Source organism: Paenibacillus sp. PastF-3, from assembly GCF_029893135.1.
Taxonomy (GTDB): domain Bacteria; phylum Bacillota; class Bacilli; order Paenibacillales; family Paenibacillaceae; genus Paenibacillus_AQ; species Paenibacillus_AQ nitricinens.
In genome coordinates this window covers 70872-92419 of the sequence record NZ_JARXWM010000015.1, presented here as the reverse complement: position 1 = coordinate 92419, position 21548 = coordinate 70872, and the positions used below count along the sequence as shown (strand labels likewise).

At 45.2% G+C, this 21548-nt stretch carries 16 protein-coding genes and 1 tRNA gene; 3 read left to right on the top strand and 14 right to left on the bottom strand.

From position 1 onward, the window contains the following. Nucleotides 1-12: 12 nt before the first annotated feature. The 8 genes from lon to M2444_RS24930 form a co-directional block, all read right to left on the bottom strand. Nucleotides 13-2376, bottom strand: coding sequence for an endopeptidase La (gene lon / locus M2444_RS24965; protein WP_042191259.1), 2364 nt, complete (start codon nt 2374-2376; stop codon nt 13-15). Nucleotides 2377-2669: 293 nt separating this feature from the next. Further along, entirely contained in the window at nt 2670-4379 is a 1710-nt protein-coding gene (gene lonB, locus M2444_RS24960) for an ATP-dependent protease LonB (RefSeq protein ID WP_094873524.1), read from the bottom strand. A gap of 1058 nt (nt 4380-5437) precedes the next feature. Next, complete coding sequence (locus M2444_RS24955; protein WP_280788282.1) at nt 5438-6109, bottom strand: helix-turn-helix domain-containing protein; 672 nt, start codon at nt 6107-6109, stop codon at nt 5438-5440. Between the two features lie 151 nt (nt 6110-6260). Next, a complete protein-coding gene (gene ispG, locus M2444_RS24950; RefSeq protein ID WP_094873528.1) occupies nt 6261-7388 on the bottom strand; it encodes a flavodoxin-dependent (E)-4-hydroxy-3-methylbut-2-enyl-diphosphate synthase in 1128 nt (375 codons plus the stop codon). A 109-nt stretch (nt 7389-7497) separates the two neighbouring features. Beyond that, complete coding sequence (clpX, locus tag M2444_RS24945) at nt 7498-8754, bottom strand: ATP-dependent protease ATP-binding subunit ClpX (RefSeq protein ID WP_094878939.1); 1257 nt, start codon at nt 8752-8754, stop codon at nt 7498-7500. A 12-nt stretch (nt 8755-8766) separates the two neighbouring features. Beyond that, nucleotides 8767-9357 carry an ATP-dependent Clp endopeptidase proteolytic subunit ClpP gene (gene clpP, locus M2444_RS24940; protein ID WP_036685049.1) on the bottom strand — a complete coding sequence of 197 codons (591 nt, stop codon included), beginning with the start codon at nt 9355-9357 and terminating at the stop codon, nt 8767-8769. A 385-nt stretch (nt 9358-9742) separates the two neighbouring features. After that, nucleotides 9743-11077, bottom strand: a complete 1335-nt coding sequence (tig, locus tag M2444_RS24935) for a trigger factor (RefSeq protein WP_280788281.1) — start codon at nt 11075-11077, stop codon at nt 9743-9745. 98 nt (nt 11078-11175) lie between these two features. After that, nucleotides 11176-12021, bottom strand: a complete 846-nt coding sequence (locus M2444_RS24930; RefSeq protein ID WP_256989995.1) for a hypothetical protein — start codon at nt 12019-12021, stop codon at nt 11176-11178. A gap of 280 nt (nt 12022-12301) precedes the next feature. On the opposite strand from M2444_RS24930, the gene M2444_RS24925 reads away from it, so the two are divergent. Next, a tRNA-Arg gene (locus tag M2444_RS24925) sits at nt 12302-12375 on the top strand. Nucleotides 12376-12409: 34 nt separating this feature from the next. After that, nucleotides 12410-12706 (top strand): hypothetical protein, encoded by a 297-nt coding sequence (locus tag M2444_RS24920; protein ID WP_280788280.1) that lies wholly within the window; start codon nt 12410-12412, stop codon nt 12704-12706. Nucleotides 12707-13417: 711 nt separating this feature from the next. On the opposite strand, the gene pstA is transcribed toward M2444_RS24920, so the two are convergent. The 6 genes from pstA to uxuA form a co-directional block, all read right to left on the bottom strand. Further along, nucleotides 13418-14293, bottom strand: coding sequence for a phosphate ABC transporter permease PstA (gene pstA, locus M2444_RS24915; RefSeq protein ID WP_094874314.1), 876 nt, complete (start codon nt 14291-14293; stop codon nt 13418-13420). Then, on the bottom strand, nt 14290-15237 hold the full coding sequence (pstC, locus tag M2444_RS24910) for a phosphate ABC transporter permease subunit PstC (RefSeq protein WP_094874313.1): 948 nt from the start codon (nt 15235-15237) through the stop codon (nt 14290-14292). The genes pstA and pstC overlap by 4 nt, the downstream gene beginning before the upstream one ends. A gap of 82 nt (nt 15238-15319) precedes the next feature. Then, nucleotides 15320-16180: a phosphate ABC transporter substrate-binding protein gene (locus M2444_RS24905; protein ID WP_094874312.1), complete on the bottom strand. Its 861-nt coding sequence runs from the start codon at nt 16178-16180 to the stop codon at nt 15320-15322. A 54-nt stretch (nt 16181-16234) separates the two neighbouring features. Further along, on the bottom strand, nt 16235-17671 hold the full coding sequence (locus tag M2444_RS24900; RefSeq protein ID WP_280788279.1) for a stalk domain-containing protein: 1437 nt from the start codon (nt 17669-17671) through the stop codon (nt 16235-16237). Nucleotides 17672-17915: 244 nt separating this feature from the next. Then, the gene (locus M2444_RS24895; RefSeq protein WP_280788278.1) at nt 17916-19538 is read right to left on the bottom strand and encodes a mannitol dehydrogenase family protein; all 1623 of its coding nucleotides are present in this window, start codon (nt 19536-19538) and stop codon (nt 17916-17918) included. Further along, nucleotides 19539-20615, bottom strand: coding sequence for a mannonate dehydratase (gene uxuA, locus M2444_RS24890; protein WP_280788277.1), 1077 nt, complete (start codon nt 20613-20615; stop codon nt 19539-19541). A gap of 221 nt (nt 20616-20836) precedes the next feature. Here uxuA and M2444_RS24885 point away from each other — a divergent pair, with 221 nt between their 5' ends. Next, nucleotides 20837-21490: a GntR family transcriptional regulator gene (locus tag M2444_RS24885; protein WP_280788276.1), complete on the top strand. Its 654-nt coding sequence runs from the start codon at nt 20837-20839 to the stop codon at nt 21488-21490. Nucleotides 21491-21548 lie beyond the last annotated feature (58 nt).

Genomic DNA, 21548 nt, shown 5'->3' with positions numbered 1-21548 from the left:
AGGACTTCCTTTCTAATGCACACTACTCGGTGGCTCACTGCTAATTTCATTATGATGCTCAACTAACGCATGATGCAAGACCTGATCCATGTTAGATACTGGTATGAACTCCACATCATTACGCACGCTCTCTGGAATTTCTTTCAGATCACGTTCATTGTCTTTGGGAAGAAGGATCTTTTTATATCCGGCACGGTGTGCAGCTAGAGACTTCTCTTTCAGTCCACCGATTGGCAATACACGTCCACGTAGAGTGATCTCACCAGTCATGGCCACATCCTTCGAAACATAACGCTTCGTAAGTGCGGAGATCAATGCGGTAGCAATCGTAATCCCTGCAGACGGGCCATCCTTCGGAATCGCACCTTCAGGAATGTGGATATGAATATCAATCTTCTCATAAAAATCAGGCTGGAGCCCCAGCTCCTCCGCCTTCGAACGTGTATAACTGAAAGCGGCCTGCGCTGACTCCTTCATTACATCGCCCAGTTGTCCAGTAAGTGTCAGCTTGCCCGTTCCCTGCACAACAGTCACTTCGATCAGCAGCGTATCGCCACCAACCTCAGTCCAGGCCAGTCCAGTTACTGTGCCAATCTGATCTTCAAGCTCCGCCATACCGTAACGGTATTTCGATGCACCCAGGTAATCCTTGATGTCATCCGGCAGAATGACTACACTTTCTTTTTCCTTGGACACAATCTGTTTCGCGGCTTTGCGGCATAACGCTGCAATCTGCTGCTCCAAATTACGCACACCGGATTCACGAGTATACTCACGTACAATACGTAATAAACTGTCGTCTTCAATGATCAGTTGATCTTCTGCAAGACCGTGGTTCTTCTTCTGCTTCGGCAAAAGATAACGGCTACCGATCTGCAATTTCTCCAGTTCCGTATAACCCGGTATAAACAGCATTTCCATCCGATCAAGTAGCGGACGCGGAATGTTATGCACAACATTCGCTGTTGTAACAAACATAACGTTCGATAAATCAAACGGTAACTCTACGAAATGGTCACTGAACGTATTGTTCTGTTCCGGGTCCAGTACCTCAAGCAATGCGGAGGATGGGTCGCCACGGAAATCTGCAGCCATTTTATCAATTTCATCTAGCAGAATAACCGGATTAATCGTCCCTGCCGTCTTCATCCCTTGAATGATTCGGCCTGGCATCGCACCCACATAAGTCCGGCGATGACCACGGATCTCCGCTTCATCACGCACACCGCCAAGCGAAATGCGAACGAACTTACGATTAAGTGAACGAGCGATGGAACGAGCCAGTGAGGTTTTGCCCACACCTGGAGGCCCTACAAGACATAGGATCGGACCTTTTAGCTTCTTCACCAACTGCTGAACAGCTAAATACTCCAATACCCGCTCCTTTGGTTTCTCCAAACCGTAGTGGTCCTCATCGAGTACTTGCTCTGCCTTCTTAATGTCGAGGTCATCTTCTGTCTGTTCATTCCAAGGAAGACCCAGCAGCCAATCCACATAGTTGCGAATGACGCCACCTTCCGCTGAGCTCACTGGCATTTTTTCCAGACGATCGATTTCCTTCTCCATCTTCTCTTTTACGCGTTCCGGCAAATTCTTCTCTTCCATTAAATTCCGCAGCTCTTCCGCTTCTCCCACCCGGCCTTCCTTCTCGCCGAGTTCTTTCTGGATCGCTTTCATTTGCTCGCGCAAATAATATTCCTTCTGCGTCTTCTCCATCTGCTTCTTCACACGCTGATTGATCTTGCGTTCAAGCTCCAGCACTTCACGCTCATTATTAAGAATATCAAGAAGCTTCTCTAGCCGTTTACTGACATCAATCGTCTCTAGAATTTCCTGCTTATCTTTAATCTTCAGCGATAAATGACTCGTAATAACATCCGCAAGACGACCCGGCTCCTCAATATCGGATACAGCAGCCAGTGTCTCTGGTGTCACTTTTTTGGATAACGTTATATAGTGTTCGAACTGATTAAGTACTGTACGCATCAGCGCGTCACACTCTTGATCGCCATCTTCCTCTTCTGGTAGCTCGCGCGCCATAACCTCATAATACTCATCATTATCGATATAATTAATAATTTCGGCTCGTTCTACACCCTCAACCAGTACACGAATCGTACCGTTTGGCAGCTTCAACATTTGCCGCACATTCGCGACAGTACCGACCCGAAAAATATCGTCCTGACCAGGCTCTTCAATATTCACTTCCGACTGTGAACACAGAAGAATTAAATTATCTTCAACCATAGCTTTTTCTAGTGCCCGAACTGACTTCTCACGGCCCACATCCAAGTGAAGAACCATGCTTGGGTACACAAGAAGACCTCTTAGCGGTAATAAAGGAAAACGACGACCTTTTGTTTTATTTGTCATCATCGCTTTCGCACCTCCCATGGCTCTCAATTAATCTCATATGAATTCATTCTAACAAAAGCAGCCCCAAAACACCAACAAAGTACTTGCAATTTAAGAATAAACAACCTTATTATCCTTAAAAAACAGCAACGTTTCTCAAAGAAATGTAAGGATTATGGAAAGTGTGAATTTATACTTTAAAAAAGGAAGCAGCAGACACGCCTGCGGCTCCCTTTATATTCCAGCGGCAAGTCTCGATTTACTTATCGAAACTATAACACACCCTAGCTTACATTCCAGGTAATATTTAAAGCTTAACCCTTTGCAGACTCTCCAGCGGCATCGGCCTTCAGAAGCGAAGGTGCTGCAGAGAATAGCTCACCAGCTACTGCAGGAAGCCTTACATCTGCTGTATCAGCACCAAACAGATGACGGAAGACCTCATCCACCGTTTCCATAGGAATGACGCGTAGTGGGGCGAGGTCAGCGAATAGGGACTGCCAGTTTTCTTTTGGAATAAGCACCGTAGTAGCTCCCGCCTGAAAAGCAGCCTCCACCTTCGCAATTACACCACCAACAGGCTTCACACGGCCATGTATACCTATCTCACCAGTGATCGCTACGGTATTATCCACGGGAAGACCACGAATGGCGGAGACAATAGCCACTGCCATCGCAACCCCTGCTGAAGGTCCGTCAATGGGGGTTCCACCTGGAAAGTTCACATGCAGATCATAACGGTCCGGCTCCAGATTCATGGTGCGCAGTACGGTCAATACGTTCTCCACGGAGCCTTTAGCCATGCTCTTTCTCCGAATTGTACGAGAACCTCCGCCAATCTCTTCCTCATCTACCACTCCGGTTACGTTCAGTCTACCTTGACCATTCTGCGCAGGTGCTGCGGATACTTCGATCTCGAGCAAGGTGCCCATTCCCGGTCCATACACTGCAAGTCCGTTAACCAATCCGATCTGAGGCGCGGAAGGAATTTTGCGCTCTGTTCGAAGTGGCAGCTGGCTACTGCCTGCTACCCATTCTACATCAGCGGCATTAAGCGTATCTCTCTGCTCCGTTAGCGCTAATCCAGCTGCGAGCTGAATCATATTGACTGCCTCCCGGCCATTTGTTGCATATTGCTGCACAACAGTGACTGCATCCGGGCTTGGCTTCAGTCCGATCTTCTGTATCGCGTCACGCGCGATGACCGCAATCTCATCCGGCAATAGCGGACGGAAATAAATCTCCATGCAGCGTGAACGCAGTGCTGGAGAGATCTCATCCGGGGAACGCGTAGTCGCGCCAACTAAACGGAAATCAGCAGGTAATCCATTTTGAAAAATATCATGAATATAAGCCGGAGTATTATTGTCCTCCGAATTATAATACGCGCTCTCTAGCAGCACCTTCCGGTCCTCCAGCACCTTTAGCAGCTTGTTCATCTGAATGGGGTGAAGCTCACCGATCTCATCCAAAAAAAGAATCCCGCCATGTGCTTTTGTCACCGCGCCCGGCTTCGGTTGCGGCACGCCTGCCACACCCATAGCTCCGGCACCCTGATAGATAGGATCATGCACCGATCCGATTAACGGGTCAGCAATACCTCGCTCATCAAAACGAGCGGTTGTCGCATCGATTTCAGTGAATTTGGCATCGTTTTTAAAAGGGGATAGCGGATTGCGCTTTGCCTCTTCCATGACCACCCGTGCCGCTGCAGTCTTGCCGACTCCCGGCGGACCATAAATAATCACATGCTGCGGATTAGCACTGCATAATGCGGCCTTCAGGGCGCGCAGCCCGTCTTTTTGCCCGACAATATCTCCAATAGAAGCCGGCCTAGTTTTCTCCGACAAGGGTTTGGTTAATGAAATCATACGCATTTTCCGTAGTTTATCCAGTTCCTTACGCGACTCTCGGTCTACCGCCGTCTTGTTTGTCTTCTGACCCCGCAGCAGATTCCAAAAGTATACGCCGATAACCAGCGCGAAAAAGAGCTGCACGATCATCACAACTATACTTAATTCCATAGGTCATCCTCCTGTTTCGTTCAGTCTACCTTTCCACCTTTGGCTACTATTAGGTAGTATAGCCGTTTCGGTAATTAGTAAACGCACAAATGAGGATTTGTTGAATTGTTGGTGTAGGACAGTCGGTGGAGTCCTGAGATTTAGTAACAAACTTGTTTGAATGGGGGGAAGTAACTTGATTAGTCTGGGTTCCTCGGTAATGATAATTATCTTAATAAACTGAACTCACTAAGTACGCAAAGTAACCTTATTAATTTATTTCGCTAAATATCTACTCATTTGCTCAGTTATGACCCAATTAGTAAGAACTATAGGGAAAACCTCCCTATAGTTTGAAGAAAGTAGTCCCAATGAAGGGCTTATAGGGAATTTCTCCCCATATTACGTTGATTCAAGTAAAAACAGCTACTTATAGTGAATTTATAAGGAGGTTTTCCATATAAACTCACTTTTCGAGCAAAATCGGTCTATTTATAGGGAGATTTTCCCTATAACAGGAATGCGATCATAGTTACCTTTGAAGTGAGCATCTGTACACCGATTCACCTAGCAAATCGTATTCACAATGTACACCGAATGCCTACTTTAGCGAATTGGATTGCTACTTGTATCGAATCTAATTAGATACTGTAACTGTAGTATTTGTCTATATGGGTAAAGTAACTTGATTAGTCTTGGCTCCTCAGTAACGGAAATTATCTTAATACAATGAATTCACTAAGTACGCAAAGTAACCTTGTTGAAATATTTCGGTAAATATCTATTCGTTTGCTCGGTCATGACCCCGAACTATAGGGAAGAACTCCCTATAGTTTGAGAAGGGCGATCCCAATGAGGGGCTCATAGGGAATTCCTCCCTATAATTCGTCGGTTTTACGTACAAACAGCTACTTTTAGCGAATTTATAGGGAGGCTTTCCGTATAATCTCACTTTTCGAGCAAAATCGGTCTATTTATAGGGAGATTTTCCCTATAATCATACAATCATCGTTACTTTTGAAGTGCAGCTCTTTCTCACAATACACTCATCCCTAACTACTCCCCTTAACTTATGCTAATCAATCCCAGTAAAATAAGACATCCCGAGCTAACTCATAACCTACATTTCTAACGCCATTTTCCCTTTTCACGGCTTTCAGCCAGCCTTTCTCGCATAATCTCATAAGCATCAATCGTACCGTTTTAGGATCTAGCGCGAAATAATCTGCTATATCTTTAAGACGAACTACACCCGCTTTTCCAACTATATATCGGATAATTTCTTTCTCCGTGAGAGTTACTCCACCACTCGGTGCACTTACAATTTGGTAGCGGCTTAACGCCAATCTTAGCAACGTAACGCATAGCTCAGGGCGCTGTTCCACATCGTCGTAGGCAAATGAGATTACTTGGTAACCCATTCCGTACAGAAACGTCTCACGATTTAGCTCATTACAATACTTCAGCCTGTCCATGTCTCTTACATGTGCTGCATATCCTTTGATCTCAAACAATAATTTTACGGGTCCTGGCAAGAAAGCAAAGTCAGCAAAATAAGATCGCCCGCGCCAATCCAGCACCTCATACTCCGGATGTAGATCAGCGAAATCCCCACGAAGCGCCCACCATACATTCTGTAAAAACATCTCTTCGGCATGACGATGCCCTCTCTCTAGCCTTCCTCGTCTTTCCCCAGTCCTGCTTGCTAGATGTTTCTCAATAAACGCTTCATGCGCTTGTTCATAGTTCATTCGATGTTCCCCCTTATTCATTCGTCCTTCCCCACACTAATTAATTCCACGCAAAAAAAACGCCCCATTCCCACCACCGGATATACCGGGGTGTAACAGGGCGTTCTTCGCCACTTATTATGAATTGAATCATTAATTCGTAAAATACCAGTTACTTCGATTGCACCGGAGGTGCAAGGTTAGCATGAGCGCGGCCTGGGATTTCACCAGTCTCCTCATACGCTATAACGATCGCATCAATTTCCTTCTTCAGCTCGTTCACTAGTTCCGCTTCAGGCACCTTACGAATCATCTGACCGTAACGGAACAACAAACCTTCCCCACGGGCACCAGCAATACCAATATCTGCTTCACGCGCCTCACCAGGGCCATTAACGGCACAGCCGAGCACGGATACTTTAATAGGCACCTTAAGCTTCGAAATGTATTCTTCCACCTCATTAGCGATGGAGAAAAGATCGATATCGAGTCGTCCGCAAGTCGGACAAGAAATGAGTGTAGCCGCATTAGAGATCAGACCGAAGGTCTTCAGCAGCTCGCGTGCCACCTTAACTTCTTCCACCGGATCAGCGCTAAGCGAAATACGCAGGGTACTGCCGATGCCCATAGAGAGCAGTGCACCGATACCTGCGGAGCTTTTTACTGTACCGGCAAACAAGGTGCCGGATTCTGTAATCCCAAGGTGCAGCGGATAAGGGATGACTTCCGCAGCCTGACGGTAAGCTTCGATGGCCATAGGCACATCGGATGCTTTTAAGGAAACGATAATGTCGTGGAAATCCAGCTCTTCCAGAATGCCAATATGGTACAGCGCACTTTCTACCATAGCTTCTGGAGTCGGGTATCCGTATTTCTCCAAGAGATGATTCTCCAAAGAACCGGCGTTTACACCAATCCGAATCGGAATTCCTTTTTCTTTACAAGCTTTAACTACTGCTTCTACCTTCTCCCGACGACCGATATTCCCCGGATTAATCCGGACTTTATCGATGCCGTTCTCAATAGCCATCAGCGCGAGCTTATAGTTAAAATGAATATCCGCTACGAGTGGGATATGAATCTGCTTCTTGATCTCCTTAATCGCGGCGGCTGCCTCTTCATTGTTGACAGTAACGCGTACCAGTTGGCAGCCTGCTTCCTCAAGCCGTAAAATTTCAGCTACAGTAGCCTCCACATCAGCTGTTTTGGTTGTACACATGCTTTGAATCGCAACCTCGTTGTTTCCCCCAATAATGAGCCCGCCAACATTGACAGGACGGGTTTGGTGTCTCAAGAACATGATTTTTCTCCCCCATAACGCCAAAGCTCCACCCCTTCGCAACCGCTAGTGAAGCGGGATAAGCGGAAGAAAGGTGGAGACAGTGACATGTATTGTTAAGGTAAGCGACTTACGCGCTTTCCTCTTTCTTCTTGTCTTTCTTAAGGTTCAATTCAGGCAAAGCCTTCTCTTGAACGACCTGCTCCGTGATCACACAATCCTTAATATCATCACGTGAAGGCACTTCATACATCACATCAAGCATGATGCTCTCAATAATCGCGCGCAGTCCACGGGCTCCCGTATTGCGTTTGATCGCTTCCTTGGCAATCGCTTCGAGTGCCAGCGGTTCGAACTTCAGCGCTACGTTATCCATTTCCAGCAGCTTGATATATTGTTTAGTGAGTGCATTCTTAGGCTCGGAAAGGATACGCACCAGTGTATTCTCATCAAGCGGCTCCAAAGTCGAGATGACCGGCAGACGGCCTACAAATTCAGGAATTAATCCGAATTTGAGCAAGTCTTCAGGCAATACCATCGACAAATATTCGCCAGCCTTGAGATCCTTTTGTCCTTCAACCGCTGCGTTGAAGCCAATGACTTTTTTACCAATACGGCGTTTAATCATTTGCTCCAGACCGTCAAAGGCACCGCCCACGATGAACAAGATGTTCGTCGTGTCGATTTGAATAAACTCCTGATGAGGATGCTTACGTCCACCTTGTGGAGGTACAGAAGCAACTGTTCCTTCCAGAATCTTCAAAAGCGCCTGCTGTACACCTTCACCGGATACGTCACGGGTAATGGACGGGTTCTCGGATTTACGTGCCACTTTATCAATCTCATCAATATAGATAATGCCGCGTTCGGCTTTCTCCACATCATAATCTGCCGCTTGAATCAGCTTAAGCAGAATGTTCTCAACATCCTCGCCGACATAACCAGCCTCCGTTAAGGAAGTAGCATCAGCAATCGCAAATGGAACGTTGATAATCTTCGCCATCGTCTGTGCGAGCAAAGTTTTACCCGAACCGGTTGGACCAAGCAAAAGAATATTACTCTTCGTCAGTTCAACATCTTCGATCTTACTCTGGCTGTTCACACGCTTATAGTGATTGTAAACCGCAACAGACAGCGATTTCTTCGCTTGCTCTTGACCGATTACATATTGATCCAAAATATCGCGGATTTCCTTTGGTTTCGGAATATCCTTCAGATCAAGCTCTTCTTCATGACCGAGCTCTTCTTCCACGATTTCCGTGCAAAGCTCGATACATTCGTCACATATATAAACGCCCGGTCCTGCTACAAGCTTACGAACCTGCTCTTGTGATTTGCCGCAAAAAGAACATTTCAATTGCCCTTTTTCATCATTAAATTTAAACATCTAACCACCCCTTTAAGATTTCATCGGTGAAGAAAGAACCTGGTCAATAAGCCCATATTCCTTGGCTTCTTCCGCACTCATGAAGTTATCGCGGTCTGTGTCCCGTTCGATTTTTTCAAGGGGCTGACCTGTGCGATCTACATAAATTTGATTCAACTTCTGTTTCGTCTTGAGGATCCAGTCGGTATGAATCCAAATGTCAGACGCTTGACCTTGAACACCGCCGAGCGGTTGATGAATCATAACTTCGCTGTTAGTCAGCGCGTATCTTTTGCCCGGAGCCCCAGCTGTTAGAAGGAGCGATCCCATGCTTGCCGCCATCCCTACACAAATGGTTGAAACATCCGGTTTGATGTATTGCATCGTATCGTATATACCCATGCCGGCTGTTACAGAACCACCGGGTGAGTTGAGGTACAAGTGAATGTCCTTCTCGGGATCATCTGCTGCAAGGAACAGCAGTTGAGCAATAACCAGATTGGCGACATCATCGTCAATCGCACTGCTTAAGAAAATAATGCGATCCTTGAGCAATCTGGAATAGATATCGTATGAACGTTCTCCACGACTTGTTGATTCCACAACCATTGGTACCAGACTCATGCCACCAACCTCTTTTCTCTATACAGATTAGTCTTATCGTTTCAAAAATATTTTAACACGTTCACGGCCCGATGTCATTTTTTCACTACAGCAGACCTGTCCACTGCTTGTGATAGTGACGGCATCACGCCAATTTCCTTAATACCATACGCTCATACGGATACCTATGTAATCACATATATCTGTGCCCGAGGATAAAAATAAGGCACGTAACGAAACTTACGTGCCTTATCATATCTGTATGGAGGCCGATTGCTCGGCCGTTCTAGGTAGTGTCAAGCTAAAACGCCTTCGGCGTCCTTTTAAGGACGGTGAGCGTTTATGCGAGAATTATAAGAATAAAGTATAACGTGAAACTTATACTTTCTTATAATTTCAAAAAATCTTACTCAGCTTTAGCGTCTTCAGCAGCTGGTGCTTCTTCTACTGCTTCAACTTCTACACTATTGCTAACAAGGAAATCAATGGTTTTGCGCAAAGAAAGTTCTTCGCTCAAGCTGCTCAGTGAACCGTTAGCTGCCAAGATGCTGCGAATTTCTTCTGGAGTACGTTTGTAAGCTTCAGCCATAGTAGCCAACTCTTCGTTAACTTCTTCTTCAGAAACTTCAATGTTCTCTTGTTTAGCGATAACTTCCAGTACCAGGTTGTTGCGAACGCGTTTTTCAGCATCGCCTTTCATTTGGTTCTGCAAGTCTTCACGAGTTTGACCGGAGAAGCTAAGGAACATATCCATGTTCATACCTTGTTGACGAAGACGAGTGTCGAAGTCACGAACCATGTTCTCAACTTCGCTGTTGATCATGGCTTCAGGGATCTCAACTTCAGCGTTTGCTGCTGCTTTATCAACAACTGCGTTCTCGCGAAGGCCTTTCAGTTCATCCTGTTTACGGGATTCGAGCTGAGCTTTCAGATCTGCTTTGTACTCTTCCAAAGTTTCGAATTCACTTACATCTTTAGCGAACTCATCATCGAGTGCAGGAAGTTGTTTGCGTTTGATTTCGTGCAGTTTCACTTTGAATACTGCTTTCTTACCCGCAAGGTTCTCTGCATGGTATTCATCAGGGAAAGTAACTTCAACATCTTTGAAATCTCCAGTGGACATTCCCACTACTTGCTCTTCAAATCCAGGAATGAAGGAGTTGCTGCCAAGTTCAAGAGAATGACGCTCAGCTTTTCCGCCTTCGAACGGTACGTCATCAACATATCCGTCAAAATCGATCACAGCGATGTCGCCGTTAGCTGCTGCTTCTTCTTCAACTACTACGAGTTCAGCATGACGCTCTTGCAGACGAGCAAGCTCAGCGCTCAGCTCTTCTTCAGTCACTTCAGCTTTTTGTACTGGAACTTCCAGACCTTTGTAATCGCCGAGCTTCACTTCAGGTTTAACCGTGATCTTCGCTTTGAAGATAAAGGATTGACCCTTAGCAAATTGCTCAATATCAACTTCAGGACGGTCTACAGGGAAGATGTCAGTTTGTTCAACGGCTTCACCATAAGCTTCAGGAAGAAGAATGTCGATTGCATCTTGGTACAAGCTTTCTACACCAAAACGGGATTCAAAGATCGGGCGTGGCACTTTACCTTTACGGAAGCCTGGTACGTTAGCTTTCTTAACGACTTTGTTAAAAGCTTTATCAAGTGCTGCTGCAACGCGTTCTGCGTCAACTTCTACTTCAAGAACTCCAAGGTTCTTCTCTATTTTTTCCCATGTTGCTTTCATATTATACTTTTCCCTCCAAAATATAGGTTCACAAGTTTACTTCAAAAAATGATACAATCCACGCACAGAATAACCATTATATTATATACAACATTACTTTATTTATCAAGTAGAGAAGTCTTTACAAAACCCTTGAGCGCACGATATGCCCCCTCAAATTGAAAGCGCATGCCGTCGGTAATGCCGTACATTCCGCGAGTCTCCTCCTCTTGCCGTGTACCGTTTAAGCTCTCAGATACAAACTGGTGTAACGCCCCCGCCCAAATATCTAGTAGCGCGTCTTCCCCATCCAGTATTTTCCGATACTCTTCCGATCCATAAATCGACATGACGAACTGGCCCCAGAGCTCCTGTGCAAAATAATACAGCGTAGGCTCGTGTACCTCCGCCTGCTCGGCTACCCGCTCGAGCACCTGACTCACCTGTGGTGGAAAATCCTCTGTCTGCAGCGGCACACTTTCAATCTCTACAATTGCTGTTTCGTGACCACGAATCAGATTCACTGTTCCCTGCATCCCACGCCGCCGAAGGGTCTGCAGGGTCCGAAATTGCAGCAGCGGGTGAACATTATCCCCCTGCAGCCATGCCGTCAGCGCCTCATCGACTCCGCCGCCTTCCAGATATGAAAGCTGCTCTAGTGCTAGGATTGTCGCCTCTGACAGCGGCTCATTCATTATCCGCTGCAGCAGCTTTTGAGGATACCCCGCATCCTCAGTCATTTTTGATTTGGCCAAGAGACGGGCCATATCTTCTTCCCTTAAATCTTCGTCTTCGGGGTGAACGGCTCCTTCTGCATCTCCATTCTGAGAGGCATAAGGGAAAGCTGTTTCGAGCCATTCCAGCAGAGACCGCCATTCCTCGTAATTCCGCTCTTCCTGTCCTTGACACTGCAGCAAAAAACGCAGCAGCTCCATCGCTTCCCCGTATCGTTCACTCTCCAGCATCACCGTAAGCTGGATTTGATAATAGTCCAGTGTCTTGGGAAACAGGACGATATTCTCTTTTGTGGCGGGGGAATCTGAATCTTTAATGAGGGCACCTCCTTATAGCTAATTATGTGAATTGAATTCTAAAACGTCATAAATGTTATTAAGACCTTAAGCTTCATCCGAAACTTAATAATTGTAGATTATAGCATACCCCGTACTCTTTTTAAAAAACAGCTTGAAAAACATCGGCATACATGATATGATAAATCCTGCTTGCTTTTCAGCCAGCCATCATGTCCCGGTAGCTCAGCTGGATAGAGCATGCGCCTTCTAAGCGCACGGTCAGGGGTTCGAATCCCTTCCGGGACGTCAGAGTAACAGCCTTCCTTCGGGGAGGCTGTTTTTGCGTTCAGGGGATGCGAAGCACGGAGGTTCGTCGGAGTATAGGCATCGAAAGCATACGCTTCGCAGTCAGCCCTTTGGGGCTGTATCCCGCTCTGGACCCGTTAACAACCTTCCTTCGGGGAGGCTGTTTCTGCGTTCAGGGAGAAAGACATTCGACACGAGTGCTAGAAAAACAGGAGCTGAAATCATCGTTCTTCAGACGAGACTTAATAAAAACCAGACAGTTAGGTTCGTTGAACAGTTTGTGCTAGGTGGCCAGGCTAGTGCGGATACAGTTGATGCTTCTCGGAGTTAATTGCGGTGCGTATAGGATGGGTACGTTCAGGGCACTAGGTTTATAGAGTAACTTCGGCAATTGTTCTGGTGCGGATACAGTTGACGTTTCTCGGAGTTACTTGAAGTGCGTGTAGGCTGGGTACGTTCAGGTACTTTCTAGTGTAGAACTCTCCTAGGACCAGATCGAAAAGGATTATATTATCCTAGCTAGACTGTAACTATAGGGAAATCCTCCCTATAAAATTGCCTAGAATCGCTAAAAATCAAGCTTTATAGGAATTTCTACCCTTAATAATACTCAAAATCCCTATCTATGATCAAAACATAGATATTATAGGGATGATTTCCCTATATAAGCATTAGAGACCATAGAGCGTCGAATTATAGGGAGATATTCCCTCTATGCGAATACTCAACAAACAATCCATAAGCAATCAAGCAATCCCCGAATCGGTCAGCATTCGCATGTCCCCATTAACACCCCCGAATCCACCAACACTCCGCAAGTTTCCATTTACAATTCAGGAGCAACTCGCCAATTTCACTAGGCTGAGCGTAATCATTCAATCACAGAAGATCTGCATATCCAAAATTAACGTAGCTAGTTTTCTCTCCATTAAAAAGCTCCCAGATAAAATCTCAAAAAGCTGTTCTAAGCGAACGCTAACATTCCCTTAGAGCAGCTTTTCGAAATAAAAGCCTACAGGTTTCCCCCGTAGACCCCAGTTCATTATTTGCGGCGATTGCTAAGCCACAGCGGAAATCGAAATGCAAAATTGATAAACAGAACTACAAATACAAGTACCGCTGCCGACTTATCAGCAATTTGACGCGCATCTTCTACAATCGCCTCGGATTGTACATACCAAAGGTGTACGGCCAGCGTCTCACCCGGGGAGAACAGATTGAAATCCCACATTTCGCCCGAGGTACTGAGACCAGCGGTAAGGATAATAACCGCAGACTCCCCGAAGGCGCGTCCAGCAACGAGACAAATCCCAGTAACAATGGCAGACATTGCAACGGGTAGAACTACCGTGCGGATCACGTGGAATTTAGTCATCCCAAGCGCATAACCAGCCTCGCGGATGTCCCCAGGTACAGCACGTACCGCTTCCTCTGTCACTCGCGCAAGCATAGGTAGATTCAGCAGCGCCAAGCTGACGCCTCCGCCAAGAATCGTCAGACCGACATCGAAATATTCTGCAAAAATTGCAAGTCCGAGCATACCGAACACAATCGATGGAACCGATGACAGAGATTCTACGCAAATACGTAGTGCCCCTGTAAATTTATTATCTGGGGCATACTCAGCCATATAGATTCCCGCACCCAAACCAATGGGAACGGAAATAATCAGCGAGATGAACAAAATGTAAAAGGAGTTAAACAACACCGGGCCAATCCCACCACCTGCGTCAATCTCTTCAGGCTGTTTAATCAGGAAATCAGGCCGAAGTGCCGGTAAACCTTTACTAAGAATCGTGAAGAGCAGCCAGAAGATCAGCAGCATGACTAAAGCCCCAAGGGTATAAAACCCTATGGTCGCAATTTTATTGTTTCTTTGAGCACGCGCTGTATGCTTTGTACTTGCGAATCCGTTCACGCTGCATCCCTCCTTTTTCTACCCAGCACGCGGATGATCAGAATTAATACAAATGATATTACTAGCAAAAGAAATGCCATCATATGTAATGCATAGTTCCAGGTAGAGTCAAACTCTACATTGGAGATTTGCATAACGATGTTACTAGTCAGCACCGATGCTGGCGTGAATAACGTCTTCGCCAATTGCGGTGTATTCCCGATAACCATAACTACAGCCATCGTCTCACCTACAGCACGAGTCATACCTAGAATAACCGCAGAGATAATCCCCCGGCTGGCCGCAGGCAGGATTACACGCATGATGACCTGTAAACGGGTAGATCCAAGAGCATATGCTGCATCCCGATATTTGCGCGGCACAGAGACAATGGCATCATCACTGATTCGGCAAATGGTTGGCAGTACCATTAAGGCGAGCACAAGTGCAGCGGCTAACAAGCCATCGCCTAAGCTCTCCCCGCTAATTCTGCGTAAGAAAGGAAGTAATACCGTTAAGCCTATATATCCGTAAACAATTGATGGAATACCTACCAATAAATCCAGCACTGGACGAATAAAAGTCTTCATCCATTTTGGGGCAATCTCTGCACAAAGTACTGCCATCCCTACCGAGATAGGAACTGCGATCAACAGCGTTAATGCAGTTAGTGAAAGTGTATTTACAATGAAGGCAGCCGCTCCAAAAGAATCCTCTTCCGGCGTCCAGTTAAAGGAAAAGAAAAAGTCCGCAGGCGAGAGATGGCCGAACAGAAGCATAGCCGTTTTGCCGATAAATAGAATTACAAGTCCAAGCACAAAGCAAAGCGCAAGAATGCTGAATAAAAAATAAAACTTAAACAATTTGTTACTAAACAAATGTCTACCGTGACGTTTGGAGTTAGCGCTAACCTGCGTTACGCTCTCTTTTCCCCTAGTTGCCAAGCCGTGGACTGGTGCCCCCATACTTTCCCTCCTGTAAGCGGCCACCCCCGTATCAAGATCGGAGCTGGCCGCTGTTACCGTTCAATATGATCTTCAGATGATATTAGCCCTTCATTGCTGCGATCGGAATAAATTTAAGCTTTTTCAGGGAACCTTGTTGGAACTTCTTGCTTTGTACGTATTCGATAAATTCTTTTGTTGCGCCAGTAGGTTGGCCTTTAGTCATGTAGTAACCATAAGCCCAGATCTTATAAGATCCATTGATTACGTTGTCAGTAGTAGCAGCTACACCGTTGTGTTTAACAGCTTTTACGTCGCCACTTACATATACAAGGTCGATATAACCGATGGAGTTAGGAGTTGTTCCAACGGCAGTCTTCATGTCACCGGATGAACCTGTTTCTTTATAGTTTTTAGCTTTTTTAACGATATCTCCGCCATCCAAAGCTTTAGCTTGATAGTTAACGCGTGTACCGGAACCGAAAGAACGAGTGATAACCACGATGTCAGCATCTGCACCGCCTACTTCTTTCCAGTTCGTGATTTTACCTGCATAAATTCCTTTAAGTTGTTCAGTTGTAAGGTTATCTACGCCAACATTTTTGTTCACGATTGTAGCAAAAGGAATAACAGCTACTTTGTTTGCTACCTGTCCGTCAAAAGCTTTGAAGCCTGGTACGTCCATGCTAGCATCCCAGTCGCAAGCGCCGATATCAGCGATGCCTTTTTTAACAGCTTGAGGTCCAGTTACTGAACCTTTACCGGAGGCTGCGATTTTTACTTTAGGGTGCAGCTTCTGGAATTCTTTTGCCGCTTGAAGCGTCAATGGAAGAAGTGCGGTCGAACCGTTAACTGTGATTTTACCTTTAAGTGAATCGGCTGCTGCTGCAACCCCTGCGAAAGATGCGGTTACCGCAATTACAGCCGTTAGAGCCGTTACTGTTAGCTTTTTAAAAATCTTCATTTGTATTATTTCTCCTCTCGGCTCTACGCCGTTAAAATATAATTAGGAAATTTATTATTTCGACAGTTGCAATGCTTTACCGCCTTGAACCACCCATACACCGCCGTCACTTACGATAGCAAGCTTGCTTCCATCCTTCGAAACAGCTACTTCAGATACATCTTCAGTGGAGCGGAACAGTTCAGTCTTAGCTCCATTGTTATCAATGGAATAGACTACTGTGCTTCCATCTGCCGCTGAACCTGCTACAACCAAGCCGTTCTTAACGCCAGTAGACCAAGTTACTTCAACATCAAGTGCAATGTTGCTGCTTGTTCCGTCTGCTTTTACAACCTTCAATGTGTTAGCTGCATTACCCTCAGCATCTGCACTCAGGTAAACGACGCTACCATCTGCAGAAATTTCAGGGTACAGTTTGTTATCGGGTGTAGTTGTCAGTGCAGCGGGTTTAGCATCTTTCGTAGCCAGGTCAAGCTTGTAAAGCTGCTCTCCAGCAGAGCTGAAGTCGACAGTAAGGGAATCTTCTGTGCTGTCTGCATCGTTTTTAGCAACACCCGTCAGGTTAACGATATAAACGGCGCTCTTTTCGTCAGCGGAAATGCGCAGTTCGGATTTATTTTCTACTTTGTCCGCCAATACGGATTTAACTTCACCAGTGTCTACTGAGATTTTTGCAATTTTCTCTTGCTTGTCACCTTGGACGAAGTAAATATTTTTACCATCATTTGACCAAACCAGATCCGTTTTTACACTATTGTCCGTACCAAGCAGCTTAGTAGCTCCGCTAGACAGGTTAATCAGATTCAACAAACCCGTCTCATCATTGAAAGCTCCCCATTGCCCATCCGGCGACACTGCAAAATCCACTGCACTGTCATTGGATGAAAATATTTCGTAGTTACCTGGCTCAGTGCTGAACTTGATAAGTTGAGCAGATTCAGCATCACTTTTGTTCGCAATCAGACTTCCAGCTGCTGTCCAGTGCAAAGTATCAAACAATCCTTCAGGACGGGCAAAGCTTAGAATCGTGCTAGCATCAGCATCCAGTTCTCCACCTAATGCATAAACTAACTTAGAAAGCTCTACATAGGTTTTACCGTTATAAAATACTGGAGCAACTGTGAACGTCTCAGAATTACCATCTACTTGATAGCTCTTTGAGCCTGTTTTGAGCTTCACATTATGTAATCCCTTGCTGTCATTAAGTTCAAACCCGCCAGCTCCAAGTACTAACTTAGCTCCAATTTCACCAGTTACCTGATTCAGCGAGTACAGCTTGTAACCACTGCTATTAATGGTGTTAAACACAATCGGCGTACCATTTACATTCCAAGTAGCTGTACCTTCTTTAACTGCTGTTTTTGCAGCGGTTTGATTGGTAGCTACAGATTTTACATTACTGCCGATGCTAGCTGCAGATACACTCCCAACGCTTACTGTTGCAAGAAGTGCTGAAGCCAACGTTGCGCTAATCCATTTACTGTTTTTCAATTAGATTCACCCTTTTCGTATAGGTAACTGCTAATGTCATTTTCGTCTACAATTGTCAACTCTGTTGCAGAGGAATGTAATGGAAATATTAACTATAATTATTTTTTTGAAAAAGTAGGTATATTAGCGTACTAGACTGCTAAATTCAGATAAACCAAATGGACTAGACACGAAAAAGCCTCATGGGGGAAAACTCTGCCGTGTGCAGTAGCTTTTACTCCATGAGGATTTTTGTAAATGTGATCTACACTAACTCTTCATTTAAATGTTGTTCCAACGTTCTCCTAACATCTCCTGGGCCTTTCAGCATCTCATAGAAGTAACTTTCAATCTTGCTACCCAGACCGATTTCATATAAAGGCACACCAAAAATCTTCTCATTTTCTAGAATCCTATGCACATTAGAGGTCGAATCTCCCAAAGTCACTCCTTGCAGATGCGCTTGAAGTAACTCCATTAAAGGATCAGGACTCAGCTCAAAAGCGTTCCCTTGGTCATCCACTCCGATCAAATAGCGGCACCAGGCAGCAATTGCTAGTGGAATCGCCGTCAATTCAGCTGGATGAAGATCTTCGCGTTGTACATAGGATTTGATCGTTTCCCCATAACGAATGCCTACCTTCTGCGACGTATCTGTCGCAATTCGCTGCGGGGTGTCCGGAATAAATGGATTCGCCAAGCGCTCTTGCAGTACTTCATCCAAGAACTGCTGTGGACGTAGAATGATAGGATCTACAACTACAGGCAATCCTTCCTTATACCCAATCCGCTCGACTAATGTACGTAGGGTCTGATCCTGCATCTCATCCGAAATCTGTGTATAGCCTAGTAGACAGCCAGTGACCGCTAATGCAGTATGCAAGGGGTTTAGACAGGTGGTAACTTTCATCGTTTCTACCCTGTTCACGGTCTCACGATCTGTGAATATAATGCCGGCTTCTTCTAATAAAGGTCGCCCATTCGTAAACTTATCCTCAATGACCAGATATTCGCTAACTTCTGCGTTAACAAAAGGTGCGGTATGAGCGTTTCTCGAGGTAATAAGTATATCCATGCCGCCAATCCCTTGCTCCTGTAAAGCCTTACGTACTTCCTCGGATGGACGTGGTGTGATTTTATCGATCATCGACAAGGGGAATGTTATGCGACTCTCGTCTTCGAGGTACGCAACAAAACCTTCCTCCACAAGCCCTTTCGAAGCCCATGCCTTGGCGATTGTATTCACGCTATTTTTCAGCATATCCCCATTGTACGAACAGTTATCCATACTGACAAAAGTCATCGGATACTGGCCTTTTAGATATCGACGGTACGCTAGAGAAGCGATCACACTCATGCTGTGGGAAGGCTGCTCCGGCCCTTGCTCCATATCATGCTTCACGATATTCAGGTACATTCCATCAGCACCGGTCAAGGTATAACCTTTCTCTGTAATGGTGAAACTGGCCATCTGCAGACTCGGATTTTCAAAAATTTCAACTAAACGACAGTAATCCTGCGCTCGATTCTTGTTTGCCATAATAGCTTCGGTAATGCTGCTAATGACCTTTTTCGTAAACTCGCCACTCGCATTCATTAGTACGAGAAGTGTCAAATGATCATGAGGCTTATAAATCTTGTCAATCAGCTCGTAGTCAGAGGAGGTAGCGGCGATAATACCTGTATCTGCTTTTCCAAGCTCCAACAGCTTCTGGTGAGCATTCGCAACAAATCCCCGAAAAATATTTCCCGCTCCAAAATGAATCCATTCCGGCCTAACGCGCGTATTCTCCGCCACCTGCTCATAATCAAAGTGAGGAAGCTCCACGTTAGCGTCCTTCCACGCCTCTGCACATGATTCAATACTCTCTCTTGTCAGAAGCAGCATTCACTTCACCCCCGTCGTATTGTTGAGACTATCCCACACACCAAGTAAATACATGATCCCCATTGCTCTATCGTACAGCCCGTATCCCGGGCGGCAAGTCTTCTCTTCCCCCCACAAATGACGACCATGATCTGGACGCACATACCCCGTATATCTATTCTCATGATACGCTTTAACAACCTCTGCCACATCCACACTGCCATCCCGTCCACGATGAGACACCTCAATAAAATCACCGTTCTCAAAAACCTTAACATTTCGAATATGGGCAAAATGAATACGATTACAAAATTCCCGAATCATAGCTGGCAGATCGTTCTTCGGATTCGTACCGAGCGACCCAGTGCAGAAGGTTAATCCATTATACGGACTATCTACTGCGTCAAGTAAACGACGGATCGTATCACGGCTGCGGACAATGCGGGGCAAGCCAAAGATCGGCCAAGCAGGGTCATCGGGATGAATAGCCATTTTGATGTCGACTTCTTCACAGACAGGAATAATGCGCTTCAGAAAATAGACCAAGTTCTCGAACAGCTTCTCTTCCGTTACATCTATATAGGCGGCGAATAGCTCATCGAGCTTCGCAAGACGCTCCGGCTCCCAGCCAGGCATTGTAAATTCGCCGGCCCCCTCGAGAATACGATTCACCATGTCGCGCGGGTTCTCATTAATGGCTGCATTTTCATAAAAAAGTGCATTCGAGCCATCCGGCAATTCCTTGTACAGCTCCGTCCGAGTCCAGTCAAAGATCGGCATGAAATTGTAACAGATCACTTTAGTACCGACCTTGGCTAGCTTCCGTATGGTGTCTATGTAAATATCGATATATTTATCACGCGTCGGGAGTCCAATCTTGATATCATCATGGACGTTCACACTCTCTACTACGGCAGTGCTAAACCCTTTGCTCGTAATTTGATCCGCAACCTTTTGAATCTCATCCATTTCCCACACTTCGCCCGCTACCTTATGATGTAGTGACCAGACAATACCCATTACCCCCGGAATTTGCCGGATATGATCAAGCGTAATGTTGTCATTGCCTTCTCCATACCATCTCCATGTCATGTTCATCTAGATAAAACCTCCTCTAATTTCAAACGTCGTTATCTTGTATACAAGATAATATATTCAAATATTAGATTTAAGCAATAGCTTTTGTCAATGATATTAATTCACTTATTGAAAACTTGTATACAAGATAAAAAGAATATATAATTAAATCACTTTCTAATATCAGGATCCCGTTTCAGATATCCGAATTCCAAAATCAATGGCAATGGAGACGTTAACTCATGTCCACCAAAAATGAAATTTTGAACTTGTTGAAGCACGAAATTCGTAATCTAACCCTAAAGCCTGGAACCATTCTAAGTGAGACCGTGTTGTCTGAGCGGTTCCAGATATCCAGGACACCTTTACGTGATGTGCTAAAACAGCTATCCCTAGAGTCCTATATTGATGTGTATCCAAAGAAAGGAAATCTTGTTTCGTACATTGATTTGGAATCTGTCGAGCAGATGATCTATTTAAGAAGTGTTCTAGAAAAGGATATTATCAAAGGTCTATCCGGTAGTCTTACTCTAAAAGGTATCCTCGAGCTTAAGCAAATCTTAGAAGAACAAAGAAATGCCATACATCAAGAACATGCCATTGAGCACTTTTTTGCTTTGGATGATGCCTATCATAAGACGTTATTCACATTAGCAGGACATGAATTTTTGTGGGAGCAAATTAAGTTCTCCCATGTGCATTATGAAAGATATCGACGCCTGCATACCCTAAAGCAAGAAAAGCTGGAGAAAAATTTGAGCGAGCATCACATGATCCTGGATTGTATGACAAACCATGAACCAGACAAAGTAGATGAGCTAGTCCAGCATCATTTGCGTGAGGATATGAACTCCTTATACTTACTGGAGAATTTTGCGGATTATATTAAAACGTAATCACTTACTTAAAAACTTACTTAAAATAAACTGACCGCCCCACGCAGCCACCTTCATG